Below are 12,352 nucleotides of genomic sequence, written 5' to 3'. Positions count from 1 at the left end.
TGTCGTGCAAATATGCCGGATGGCTCAGAACGAATAGCGCATATCCATATAGTAGCTGCGCCGACGCTCGTTGTAGGTGCGGGCGGTGCCGGCGGTGCGCAGGATGGTTTTGTCAAACAGATTGTTCACGCCTGCCCGGACATCGACACGGTCTTTCCAATTGTAGCCGACGTTGAAGCCGAAGATGCCGTAGCTGCCCAACCCGTATTTGCTGACGACGCTCTGGCCGGTGGTGTAGATGACATCCATAAAGCGGGTGGGGTTGCTGCGGGTCTGCTGGCGGCCGTAGTAGGTGTAGGTGGCGTTGAAGTCCCAGCGGGGGATAATCTGCCAGTTCAGCGTGCTGTTGATTGTGTATTTGGGCACGATGGATACGGGGTTGTCGCGGCGTTTGTCTTTATTGCGGCTCATGTAGGTGAAGTTGGTCGACCAAGTGAGCTTGTCGCGCACCAGCGGCAGGGTTACGTTGCCTTCCAAGCCTGCGAGTACCGCGCTGCCGCCGTTGCCCCAGCGGTAGACGGGGGTGGTGGTGTAGTTGCGGTAGACGGGGTTGCCGCCGGGGGGTGTTGTCGGCACGGATTTCGCGGTTGTAGCCGCCGGCGGGGCCGTTTACGGTGCCGACCTAGCTGCCTTCGTCAACAATGCGGTTTTTGTAGTTGTTGTGGAAGAAGGCGAGCGAGGCGAGGTAGCCGTCTTTTTTGAACTCGAAGCCGATTTCTTTGTTCAGGCTGGTTTCGGGCTTGATGCTGCTGTTGCCGAGGAAGTAGCAGTCGCGTCCCCAGTCGAAGCCGCCGGCGTGGCTGTTGCGGTAGGGGTCGGCCGCCGTGCCGCTGCCGCCGGTGGCGTTTTGCGCATTGGGGTTGTTCCAATGGTTGCGGCTGTCGATGGGGCAGCCGTTGCTGGCGTTGATCAGCAGGTAGTTTTCCTGCGTTTGGTAGAGATTGGGCGCTTTGAAGGCGCGGGCGATGCCGCCTTTGATTTTCCAGTTGGCGTTTACCGCGTGCGAGAAGTTGAACGAGGGTGAGAACACCGAGCCGAAGGCGGTGTTGTAGTCCCAGCGCAGGCCGGGGGTGAGGTAGGTTTGGCCGTCGTTTAGTGCGATATTGTCTTCGGCATAGAGCGCGTAGTTGTTTTGCGAGGCTTTGCCGCTGCGGCCGTTGGCGGCCAGCCACGGGATTTGGCCGTAGGTTTTGGCCACGGCGGTCATGGAAACGGAGTCGTCAAGCTCCGAGCGGCCGGCTTCTGCGCCGAGGGTTACGGTGTGGCGGCCGAAAGGCAGGTCGGCTTTGCTGCCGAAGCGGTAGTTTTTCAGGATGCTGTCGGCAAAGCCCGTGCTGCTGTTGTATGCGCCTTCGGTGCTGCCGAGCAGGCCTTCGGGCAGGTGGCTGTTGACGGTTTTGTCAAATCCGATATGGCTTTCGACTTCGCCCCAGTCCCAAATGCCGTTGTGCGAGAGGGCGTAGCTTTGGCGGTTTCCGTGCCCAGCAGCATGGGCGCGACTTTTTGTACGGCCGGTACGAGTACGTTGCTGTTTTGCGTGTCGCCGTTGTAGATATTGCCCTGGCGGCTGTAGGCGGCATCGAACATCAAGCGTTGGTCGGGCGTGATGTTCCATGTCAGGCGGCCGGCGATGTCGCGGTTGCGCAGACCCTCCCGCCCGGCCGAAAGCGTGGTTTTCGAGGCTTTGGCGCTGTCGTTGATGTCGAACTGGTCGGGGTTGGTTTTGTTCAGGTTGCCGTAGAGACGGAAGCCCAGTTTGTCTTGGACTATCGGGCCGCTCAAGGAGAAATTGGCGCGGCGGGTGTTGCCCTGCTGTGTGCCGCTGTCGGGCTGGTCGTAAAACAGGCCGACGCTGCCGTGCAGCTCTTGGCTTACGCCTTTGGTGCGGATGTTGACTACGCCGCCCATCGCGCCCGAGCCGTAGCGGGCGGCGGCCGGGCCGCGTAAAACTTCGATTTTTTCAATCATTTCCGGCGGTACCCAGTTGGAATCGCCGCGCGTGTTGCGCACGCCGCTGCGGCCGTAGCGTTCGGAGTTGCGCGAGTTGGCGGGTTTGCCGTCGATTAAAATCAGGGTGTTGTCGGGACCCATCGAGCGGATGTCGATTTGGCGTTTGTTGCCGCGTTCGCCGCCGGGGGAGTTGGTACTCAGATTTACGCCCGGCATTTTGCTGACGATTTCGGAAATGTCGTTGGCAACGGGGGGGCGCTGCAAATCCTGTCCGGTGATGACGGACACGCCGAGCTGCTGCTTGGCCTGGCGTTCGGCGGTAACGTGTACGGTTTGCAGGCTGCCGCTTTCGGAGGCTTCGGCTGCGGCTGCGGCGGAGGCTTCGGCAGCTTCGGCGGTGGTGTCGGCAAAGACGCTGCCGGAGGCCAGCAGGGCGGCGAGGACGGTGGGTCGGAACAAATTGGGTTTCATGTTTGCGGAATCCGTTTGACTGGGGTTTGTTAAGATGTTATTTCTTGTTTTTGCAGCGGCTTTGACAGCCGCATTTACAAAAGCGGCGGCATTGTAAAGCTCCGTTGTGCGAAAAATACTGCACCGACGGACTAATCCTTTCAGACAATCACGATGCCGGTATTTTTATGATGCAATCCGCGCCCTTCCAGACGGCCGAAACGTCGGAAAGGCCGTCTGAAAATCCGCTTCGGGCTTCTTTTCAGACGGCCTGCCCCGTTTTCCAAACCGGCAAACACAACACCATGCCCCGAATCCCTTATTCCGTCCTGCTCGTCCTTACTTTCGCCGCCCTTGCGGCGGCCGCCGTCTGCGCCCTGTCGTGGGGACGCTATCCCGTTCCGCCGGCCGCCGTTTGGCAGACCCTCACCGGACAGAACGCCGACGAAACCTACGCCAACATCATCTTCAACCTGCGCCTGCCGCGCATTGCCGCCGCCCTGCTGGTGGGCGCGGCTCTGTCGCTGGCGGGCGCGGTGTACCAGGGCATTTTCCGCAACCCGCTGGTGTCGCCCGACCTGCTGGGCGTTTCCTCCGGCGCGTGCGTCGGCGCGGCGGCGGCGGTGCTGGCGGGCGGCGGCATCCTGATGATGCAGGGCGCGGCCTTTGCCGGCGGACTCCTGGCCGTTGCCCTCACCCTCGCCCTGCCGCGCCTGATCGGGCGCGATTCGGCGGTGGTGCTGGTGTTGGCGGGCATTGTCGTGTCCGGCTTTATGTCCGCCACGCTCGGTCTGATCAAATATCTGGCCGATCCGGAAACCGAGCTGGCCGAAATCGTTTATTGGCAGATGGGGAGCCTCGCCCGGGCGGAAACCGGCCAGCTCCTCCTGCTCGCGCCGCTGATGCTGCTGCCCGCGCTGGTGCTGCTGATGATGCGCTGGCGGGTCAATGTGTTGTCGCTGGGCGAGCGCGAAGCGCGGCTGGCGGGCGCGGACACCCGCAAAGAGCGCACGCTGATGATCGTCTGCGCCACCCTGCTCACCGCTTCGGCCGTGTGCCTGAGCGGCACCATCGGCTGGCTCGGCCTCGTCGTCCCCCATCTGGCCAGGATGACGGCGGGCGACAACAACGTCCGCAGCCTGCCGCTGGCCCTGTTGTTCGGCGCACTGTTCCTGCTCGGCGCAGACACCCTCGCGCGCAACCTCTACGAACAGGAAATCCCGCTGGGCATCCTCACCGGCTTTATTGGCGCCCCGTTTTTCGCCTGGGTGCTGGTGCGGCAGAAACCGGCGGATTGAGGCCGTCTGAAAACACAGCCGCGTGCGTGGCTGCGCCACACACCCTGCAACCGTCCTGCGTAGGGTGTGTCGCCTAAGCGACGCACGCGTTCCCGAATTTCGAGAAACTAAGTCCGTTTGAAAACACAGGCCGCGTGCGTGGCTGCGCCACACACCCGGCAACCATTCCGCGTAGGGTGTGCCGCCTAAGCGGCGCACGCGTTCCCGAATTTCGGAAAAAAGGCCGTCTGAAACCCCGTTCCCATAACCCCAAACAAGGAAACCCGCCATGTTCCGACACCCCGTCAAAACCCTTGCCGCCGTGCTTCTCGGCGCAACGCTCGCCTTTGCCCCCGCCCACGCCCGCAGCGTGCGCGACATCAAAGGCAATGCCGTCGAAATCCCCGATCAGGTAAACCGCATTGCCGATTTGTGGCCGGCCAACAACCAAGTCGTGCTGCTGCTCGGCGGCGCAGACAAGCTCGTCGGCACCGTCGAAGCCATCCACAAACGCCCGTGGTTTGCCAAAGTCTATCCGCGCATCAAAAAAGTGCCCGCCCTCTCCAACGGCCAGACCGTGCAGAGCGAAGCACTGCTGGCCGCCCGTCCCGACGTGGTGCTGCTCTCCCAGCCCGCCATGCAGCAGCAGGTAAACCGCGCCGGCCTGAAAACCGTTTTGGTGCAGTTTCAAAATTACGAAGGCCTGAAAAAAACCGTCTCCATCACCGCCGAGGTGATCGGCGGCAACGCCCCGCAGATTGCCAAACAGTACAACGCCGAGCTGGATGCCAACATCCGCCTCGTTTCCGAGCGCACCAAAAACATTCCCGACACGCAAAAGCCGCTGGTACTGCACATCTCCGACGGCGGCAACCTGCGCAAAATCGACGGAGGCCGCTCCATCGTCGGCGACTGGATACGCATCGCCGGCGGCCGCACCGCGCTGCCCGACACCGCCAACCTCGCCGAAGTGCCGATGGAGGAAATCGTCAAAGCCAACCCCGACATCATCATCATCGGCGGCCGCAACGGCGCGGCGGCCATCGCTAAAATCCGCCGCGACCCGGCCTGGCAGAGCATCAAAGCCGTCAAAAACAACCGCCTCCACCCCAATCCCGGCGGCACCTTCGGCTGGGACAGATACAGCGCGGAAGGCGCGCTGCAGGTGTTGTGGGCGGGCAAACTGTTCCACCCCGCCCGCTTCGGCGACGTGGACATTCCCGCCAAAACCCAGGCGTTTTACAAAAAATACTACCGCTACGATTTGAACAAAGGCGACGCGCAGCGGATTGCGGACGGACTCGATCCGCAGTAGGGCGGACGGAACAACCGGAAAGGCCGTCTGAAAACATAGGCCGCGTACGTGGCTGCGCCATACACCCTACAACCATTCCGCGTAGGGTGTGTCGCCCAAAGGCGACGCACGCGTTCCTTGCCATTTGGAAAATAAGGCCGTCTGAAAACCTAAGCCGCGTGCGTGGCTGCGCCACACACCCTACAAACCATTCCGCGTAGGGTGTGCCGCCCAAAGGCGACGCACGCGTTCCCCGATTTTCGAGAAACTAAGTCCGTTTGAAAACATAGGCCGCGTGCTTGGCTGCGCCACACACCCTGCAACCATTCCGCGTAGGGTGTGTCGCCCAAAGGCGACGCACGCGTTCCTTGCCATTTGGAAAATGAGGCCGTCTGAAAAACCTAAGCCGCGTGCGTGGCTGCGCCACACACCCTGCAACCATTCCGCGTAGGGTGTGTCGCCTAAGCGACGCACGCGTTTCCCGTCAATCGCCGCTAATCCAGTCCATCCCCCGCAGATGGGGGACAGACATATTTCAGACGGCCTTCAAAGCAGTCTGCGCAGCGAAGCGGAGTTGCGAAGCCGAAACCGGAAAAGCAGAAAGGCCGTCTGAAAACGGAAAACCCGTTTTCAGACGGCCTTTTTTGCGGGGCGGATCTGTGTTATGTCCGTGCCGCTTTCAGAACACGGCGGGCGTATACGGCCATACCGAAGACGAATACGGCCAGGCCGAGGAATTTGGCGGCGGTGTCCCAGTTTTGCAGGCCGAGTGCCAGCGGCGAATCGGAGCCGCCGTTGGCCAGGGAAAGGGTGATGATGAAGGCCATCAGCACGCCGATCAGGCTCTCGCCGACAATCAGGCCGGCGGCAAACAGGGTGCCGGTGCGTTCGGCTTTTTTCAGGCTGTTTTCGGCATCGCCGCCCGCGCGTTTGCGGATGCGCGATTTAATCCACGCGGCCAGCACGGCTCCGATGATAATCGGCATATTGATCGAGGGCGGCAGGTAGATGCCCATGCCCACGGCCAATACGGGCAGGGCAAACTTGCCGCCGCTGCTTTTTTTCAGCACCAGATCGACAACAATCAGCGCAATGCCGAGCCCCGCGCCGAAGAAGATGTAGCCCCACGGCAGGTTGTGGCTGAAAATGCCCTGGGCGATGGTGGTCATCAGCATGGCCTGCGGCGCGGCCAGAGCCTGCGAAGCATCCATGCCTTCGCGCGGCATGGCGCCGGTAAAGCCGTAGGCTTCGTAGAGCAGCTCCAACACGGGGGCGATGACGAGGGAGCCGACCACGCAGCCGATAATCAGCGCAACCTGTTGCAGGCGCGGAGTCGCGCTGACCAGATAGCCGGTTTTCAAATCCTGCAAGTTGTCGTTGGAAATCGAGGCCACGCTGATAACGGCGGAGCAGCAGAACAGGGTCAGCGCGATCATAAAGCGGCGGTTGCCTTCGTCGGCAAACAGGCCGGAAGAATCGCCCAAGGCCAGCAGCACCAGCGAAACCAACACCACGGACACAATGCCGATGCCGGAAATCGGGCTGGAAGAAGAGCCGACCAGTCCGGCCATGTAGCCGCAGGCGGCGGCCACCAGAAAGCCGATGACCGAAGCCAGCAGGGTACACAGCAGCACCAGCGTCCAGGCCAGACCCGAGGAGATGCCGGCGGCGGCGACAAAGTGGTAGAAGCTCAACGCCAGCAGCACCATCATGCCCAAAGTGAGCAGAATCATGGATTTGGGCGACAGATCCTGATCGGTGCGCTCGGCGGTGTGGCGGCCGGTGCCGCTGAATGCCTGAAACGACAGCTTCATGCCTTCGAGCATGGGTTTGACCAGTATCAGCAGCGTCCACACCGAGGCCACGGCGATGGTGCCCGCGCCGATCAGGCGCACTTTTTCCCGCCAAATCTGCATGGCGAACGCGGCCGTTTCCATATCGGCAGGCTGCGGCACGGAGGATGAAAAATACGGCACGGCACCAAACCAGGTAAAGACGATGCCGGTCAGGATGGCCATGCCGCCGGTAATCCCCACCAGATAACCTGCGCCCAAAAGGGCCAGCGAAAAGCCCATCGGAATTTGGAACACGGCGGTTCCCGCTTTAAACCAGTAGCCCGCGCTGTCGGCAATCACGCGCAGCCCGCCGGCAAGAAAGCCTGCTGCTCCGGCCAGCACGCCGCCTGCGGCGATTTCCTTCACGCCGCTGCCGCCTTCGTCTTGTCCGCCGGCATTGTTGCCCACTTTCAGGATTTCGGCTGCGGCCACGCCTTCGGGATAGGGCAGGTTGCTTTTTACCACCATCGCGTAGCGCAGCGGGATGGTGAACACCACGCCCAAAATACCGCCCGCCGCGCACAGCAGCGTGGTCTGCCAAAAGGGAAAGCCGCTCCAATAGCCCGCCATCAGCAGGCCGGGCAGCACGAAAATAATGGTGGAGAGCGTGCCGGCCGCCGAAGCCTGCGTCTGCACCATATTGTTTTCAAGGATATTGCTGCCGCTGGCGAATTTGAGCACCGCCATCGAAATGACGGCGGCGGGAATCGAGGTGGCGAAAGTCAGCCCCACTTTCAGGCCGAGGTAAACGTTGGATGCGGTAAATACCACGGTAATCAGCGCACCCAAAACCATGCCGCGCAGCGTCAGCTCGCGCAGCCCCGCATAGGGATCGGTAGGATTGGACGGAGTCATAAAGGGATTCTCTGTGTTGTTCTTGGAGGGCGAATAGTGTTGTCTTCGTGAAAAAATGTCAAGAAAAAGCAGCAAACCTTTGCAAACCCACTGCCGTCGGGATGCGGATGGCGGGTAAAACGGCTGCCGTTGCGGTTTGGGCGGCAGCGGCGTGCGGGACGGGACAGGGCAGAACGGTAGCGGTGCAGCAGGCGAAAGGCCGTCTGAAAACGGATTTTCCGTTTTCAGACGGCCTTTATTTCCTCCTCCGCTTGCAGGGGATGGCCAGGGTAAGGAAGGCCGCCGTTCCGGCTGGGTTTGCGGCGGGAAAGCGGTTTTGCAAACCGCCCCCCTTCACAACCCTCCCCCGCGCGGGCGCAGGAGAGGGAGTTTTGTTGGCGGCGGATTGGCGTTTGTAAGCCGTATCGGCATCTTCCCGAAAGTCTGGAAGCGCGTGCACCGCTTTGGGGCGGCGCAGCCTGCGCGGGATTGTTGTGGGGTGTGGGGTGTGTGGTGTGCAGCCGCGCACGCGGCTTGTGTTTTTCAGACGGCCTTTTGCTGGAAATCGCGGGACTGCGTGCATCGCTTAGGCGGCACACCCTGCCTTGAAAATGGGGGGCACGGACTTGGGGCGGTACACCGCTCGGGAATAACGGTGGGCGGATTTGGCAGAGGTTGCGGATGAAAAGGCCGTCTGAAAACGGTTTGGCGGTTTTCAGACGGCCTGTGGTGCGGGTTTCCATCCGTATTGCCTGCGTGCCGCGCAAACGGTTTGCCGGAAAGGGGCTTACATTTCTCCGTAGTTCGGGCCGCCGCCGCCTTCGGGACAGACCCAGGTGATGTTTTGGGTGGGGTCTTTGATGTCGCAGGTTTTGCAGTGGATGCAGTTGGCGGCGTTGATTTGTAGGCGGGGCGTGCCGTTTTCCTGATGGATTTCGTATACGCCGGCGGGGCAGTAGCGGGTTTCGGGCGAGGCGTATTCTTTGTAGTTGATGTCGATCATGGCCTGCGGGTCGCGCAGGACGAGGTGGGAGGGCTGGTTTTCTTCGTGGGCGACGTTGGCGAGAAAAACGCTGTCGGTGCGGTTGAAGGTGAGGATGCCGTCGGGTTTGGGATAGGCGATGGGGCGGCTGGCGGCGGCTTTTTTCAGGCTGCCGTAATCGGTGCCGTGGTGTTTGAGTGTCCACGGGGTGCGGCCTTTGAAAAAATACTGTTCGAGGCCGGTGTAGGCGAAGGCCGGCCACAGGCCCCATTTGAACGACGGACGGATGTTGCGGGCGGCGTGGAGTTCGCGGTAGAGCCAGCTTTGTTCAAACAGGGTTTGGTAGGCGGCGGCTTCGGTACCGCTTTGGTTTGCTTCGCCGTTTTCGTTGAGGACGGGGAAGACGGCTTCGGCGGCGAGCATGGCGGATTTGATGGCGCAGTGGATGCCTTTGATGCGGGGGACGTTGAGGAAACCGGCCGCGTCGCCGATGAGTGCCGCGCCGGCAACGGTGAGGCGGGGCAGGCTTTGCAGGCCGCCTTCGCTCAGGGCGCGTGCGCCGTAGGCGATGCGGCGGCCGTCTGAAAAGACGGGGGCGATGGCGGGGTGGGTTTTGAAGCGTTGGAATTCTTCAAAGGGGGAGAGGTAGGGGTTTTGGTAGTCCAGGCCGACGACGAAGCCGACGGCGACGCGGTTGCCGTCGAGGTGGTAGAGGAAGGAGCCGCCGTAGGTTTTGCTGTCGAGCGGCCAGCCGGTAGTGTGGAGGGCAAGGCCGGGGCGGGCGTGTTCGGGGCGGATTTCCCAGATTTCTTTGATGCCGATGCCGTAGGTTTGCGGCTGGCTGTTCCGGTCGAGGCCGAAGCGGCGGATGAGCTGCTTGCTGAGCGAGCCCCGGCAGCCTTCGGCAAGCAGGGTCTGCTGTGCGTACAGCTCCATGCCGGGCTGGAAGTTGCCGGTGGCCTGCCCGTCTCTGCCTATGCCCATGTCGCCGGTGGCGATGCCTTTGACGGAGCCGTCGGGGTGGTAGAGGAGTTCGGAGGCGGCGAAGCCGGGATAGATTTCCACGCCGAGTGCTTCGGCCTGTCCGGCGAGCCAGCGGGTGAGGAGGCCGAGGCTGATGATATAGTTGCCTTCGTTGCGGAAACTCGGGGCGGTGGGCAGGCGGAAGGCGCGTTTTTCTGTGAGGAAGAGGACGCGGTCTTCGCTGACGCTGCGGGTGAGGGGTGCGCCGTTTTCTTTCCAGTCCGGCAGCAGTTCGTTGAGTGCTTTGGGGTCGATAACCGCGCCGGAGAGGATGTTTGCGCCCACTTCCGAGCCTTTTTCGACAACGCAGACGCTGATGTCGCGCCCGTGTTCCTGTGCGAGTTGTTTGAGGCGGATGGCCGCGCTGAGTCCGGCCGGGCCCGCGCCGACGACGAGTACGTCGTAGTACATGCTTTCGCGTTCGATGGTTGTGTCCATTTGTCTGTATTTTTTTGGTTTTTATGGTTTGAGGCCGTCTGGAAACGGAACGGCGGTTTTCAGACGGCCTGTCTGTCCTGCCGGCTTATTTGGCTTTTTCGCCGAGCAGGCGGGCGATGATGCCGTCGGCCTGTTGTTGCAGGTTGGGGCTGGTGCGGTAGTCTTTTTCGTCGTTGAGCGAGTATTTCACCGCGCCGACGGCATATTCTGGCGTGCGCAGGAGGAGGGAGGCTGTGCGTATGGTGTCGTCGTTGCCGCCGGATTTGAAACGCAGGTTGTAGGGGCATTCGGGTTGGTAGAGTTTTTTGTCGTATCCGGCAACGGTTTCGGAGGTGATGCCGCGTTTGGCCAGCGCGGCGGCAAAATGGCGGTCGAGTTCGGAGGGACGCGCGCTGTCGTTGCGGATGATGCAGACTTTGCGGATGTTGGCCAGGTCGTCTTTTTTGGCGTATTTGACGGAGGACGTGGAATGGCAGCCGGCCAGCGCGAGGACGGCGGCGGGCAGCAGCAGGGCGGCGGGTTTGTTCATGGTGTGTTCCTGTGTTTCGCAGTGGCGGGGATTTCAGACGGCCTGCCGTATGCAGGATTCCGATACGCGGCAGGCCGTCTGAAAAACGGATGGCGGCACGATTGGATGTTTGTTTTTCCGTTGGATGTTTTTCCGTTGGCTTTTTCTAGCGGGTGTTTTTCATCAGACGCTGTTTTTCGCGTTTCCAGTCGGCTTCTTTCAGGCTCTGGCGTTTGTCGTGCTGTTTTTTGCCTTTGGCCAGGCCGATGTCCATTTTGATGTAGCCGCGTTTGTAGTGCAGGTTGAGCGGCACGAGGGTGTAGCCGCTGCGTTCGACTTTGCCGATGAGTTTGTTGATTTCGCCCTGTTTGAGCAGGAGTTTGCGCGGGCGCACCGGATCGGGGCGGACATGGGTGGAGGCGGTGGGCAGGGCGGTGATGTGGCTGCCGACGAGGTAGAACGCGTCTTTCTTCCAATGGATGTAGCTCTCTTTGAGCTGGACGCGGCCGGCGCGTACGGCTTTCACTTCCCAGCCGTCGAGCACCAGTCCGGCTTCGATTTCGTCTTCGACGAAGTAGTCGTGGTAGGCTTTTTTATTATTGGCAATACTCATTTTTCCAACTCGCTGTTTTTGCAGGCGCGCATTGTAGCAGAAAGCACCGCAGGGCGCGGCGGGCGGCTATAATCGCGTTTTTGTGCCGGATGCCCGCCATGCCCAAGCAACGCAAACTGATTTTCGCCGCCGCCCTGTTGTTTTTGTTTGCCGCCGTGAAGCTGGCCGCACTTTACTGGTGGACGGGAAAACAGCCTGCGGCGGAGGACGTGCGCTGCGACCTTGCCGCCGGCTGTACGCTGCCGGATGGCGCGGTGCTGCGTTTTGCGCCTGCTGCGGGTTTGAAAACGCCGTTTGCCATCACGCTCGACCACGCGGCGGATGCGGCGGCGGTGTCGGTGAGCTTTTCCATGCGCGATATGGATATGGGCTTCAACCGTTACGACCTGCGCCGCGATGCGGCGGGTGTGTGGCGGGCGCAAAACGTGCGTCTGCCGCTGTGTACCGAGGCGCGGCATGATTTTCTCGCCGATGTTGCGGTGGACGGCAAGGTATACCGCGTGCCGTTTGCCGCTTATTGACCGGATTTGCGGCCGTTTGCCGCCTGCCGCTTCTGTGCGGGCAGCCCGCCGGCCATACCGCCCTGTTTGCCCAATAAGGAGAAAGCCCATGCTCTTTTTATTGCTTCTGAACAGCTTGTCGGCACTTGCCGCGCTGGCGGCCTCCCTGCTTGCCTTTTTTCGTCCCGCTGTGATGCTGCGCGGCGCACAGCCCGGCGAAAGCGGGATTTTTTATGCCCGTATGTACGCCGCCCACGCCGTTTTGTTTGTCGCCGCCATGCAGTTGGCGATGCCTGTATCGGTTGGCAGCGGCGCGAATGGGGCATGACGGCCGCGCCGCTCGTTGCGGCAGTTGTGCATTTGACGCTGGCCGTGATGCTTTAAGCGTCAAATGCAGGGCACGGGTTGCGGGCGCGGGGCGGCCTGAAATTTTTGCCAGACCCTCCCGCCGCCATTCCCGTGCAGGTGGAAAATTTTTAAACCGATATTGTTTTTGCAATGGGTTTATACAATCGGAGAAGTTTCCCGCCTGCACAGCAATGATGGCGGGCGGATTCCGGGTTCGGCCGGGATTTTGGTTTGCCTGCGGGCGGAAAAAGGCCGTCTGAAAAGCGGATAGCTGCTTTTCAGACGGCCTTTCGACATTGG

At 61.3% G+C, this 12,352-nt stretch carries 11 protein-coding genes and 1 pseudogene; 4 read left to right on the top strand and 8 right to left on the bottom strand.

What is annotated here, in order from left to right:
• Positions 1 to 24 precede the first annotated feature (24 nt).
• The 3 genes and pseudogenes from DYE40_RS13050 to DYE40_RS12850 form a co-directional block, all read right to left on the bottom strand.
• Positions 25 to 576 (bottom strand): TonB-dependent receptor domain-containing protein, encoded by a 552-nt coding sequence (locus DYE40_RS13050; RefSeq protein WP_281270642.1) that lies wholly within the window; start codon positions 574 to 576, stop codon positions 25 to 27.
• Between the two features lie 46 nt (positions 577 to 622).
• Complete coding sequence (locus tag DYE40_RS13045) at positions 623 to 1,615, bottom strand: TonB-dependent receptor domain-containing protein (protein ID WP_281270641.1); 993 nt, start codon at positions 1,613 to 1,615, stop codon at positions 623 to 625.
• A 341-nt stretch (positions 1,616 to 1,956) separates the two neighbouring features.
• Positions 1,957 to 2,421 (bottom strand): annotated as a pseudogene (locus DYE40_RS12850) (TonB-dependent receptor plug domain-containing protein); the annotation flags it as partial.
• A 167-nt stretch (positions 2,422 to 2,588) separates the two neighbouring features.
• Between DYE40_RS12850 and DYE40_RS00955 the strand changes: the two are divergent.
• Entirely contained in the window at positions 2,589 to 3,698 is a 1,110-nt protein-coding gene (locus DYE40_RS00955; protein WP_245944041.1) for a FecCD family ABC transporter permease, read from the top strand.
• 268 nt (positions 3,699 to 3,966) lie between these two features.
• A complete protein-coding gene (locus DYE40_RS00950) occupies positions 3,967 to 4,992 on the top strand; it encodes an ABC transporter substrate-binding protein (protein ID WP_115307337.1) in 1,026 nt (341 codons plus the stop codon).
• 641 nt (positions 4,993 to 5,633) lie between these two features.
• On the opposite strand, the gene DYE40_RS00945 is transcribed toward DYE40_RS00950, so the two are convergent.
• The 5 genes from DYE40_RS00945 to smpB all read right to left on the bottom strand — a co-directional run bounded on the left by DYE40_RS00945 (position 5,634) and on the right by smpB (position 11,228).
• Positions 5,634 to 7,661, bottom strand: a complete 2,028-nt coding sequence (locus DYE40_RS00945; RefSeq protein ID WP_115307336.1) for an OPT family oligopeptide transporter — start codon at positions 7,659 to 7,661, stop codon at positions 5,634 to 5,636.
• 224 nt (positions 7,662 to 7,885) lie between these two features.
• Entirely contained in the window at positions 7,886 to 8,383 is a 498-nt protein-coding gene (locus DYE40_RS12105) for a hypothetical protein (protein WP_147286540.1), read from the bottom strand.
• 44 nt (positions 8,384 to 8,427) lie between these two features.
• Positions 8,428 to 10,083: an electron transfer flavoprotein-ubiquinone oxidoreductase gene (locus DYE40_RS00935; RefSeq protein ID WP_115307334.1), complete on the bottom strand. Its 1,656-nt coding sequence runs from the start codon at positions 10,081 to 10,083 to the stop codon at positions 8,428 to 8,430.
• A gap of 85 nt (positions 10,084 to 10,168) precedes the next feature.
• Positions 10,169 to 10,612: a hypothetical protein gene (locus DYE40_RS00930; RefSeq protein ID WP_115307333.1), complete on the bottom strand. Its 444-nt coding sequence runs from the start codon at positions 10,610 to 10,612 to the stop codon at positions 10,169 to 10,171.
• A 145-nt stretch (positions 10,613 to 10,757) separates the two neighbouring features.
• Positions 10,758 to 11,228: an SsrA-binding protein SmpB gene (gene smpB / locus DYE40_RS00925; protein ID WP_172461226.1), complete on the bottom strand. Its 471-nt coding sequence runs from the start codon at positions 11,226 to 11,228 to the stop codon at positions 10,758 to 10,760.
• 74 nt (positions 11,229 to 11,302) lie between these two features.
• On the opposite strand from smpB, the gene DYE40_RS00920 reads away from it, so the two are divergent.
• Complete coding sequence (locus DYE40_RS00920; RefSeq protein ID WP_115308222.1) at positions 11,303 to 11,725, top strand: hypothetical protein; 423 nt, start codon at positions 11,303 to 11,305, stop codon at positions 11,723 to 11,725.
• Positions 11,726 to 11,813: 88 nt separating this feature from the next.
• Positions 11,814 to 12,032 (top strand): hypothetical protein, encoded by a 219-nt coding sequence (locus DYE40_RS00915; RefSeq protein ID WP_115307331.1) that lies wholly within the window; start codon positions 11,814 to 11,816, stop codon positions 12,030 to 12,032.
• Positions 12,033 to 12,352 lie beyond the last annotated feature (320 nt).

This window comes from Kingella potus (genome assembly GCF_900451175.1).
In the GTDB taxonomy this organism is placed as follows: domain Bacteria; phylum Pseudomonadota; class Gammaproteobacteria; order Burkholderiales; family Neisseriaceae; genus Neisseria; species Neisseria potus.
This window is presented reverse-complemented; position numbering and strand designations above follow the sequence as displayed.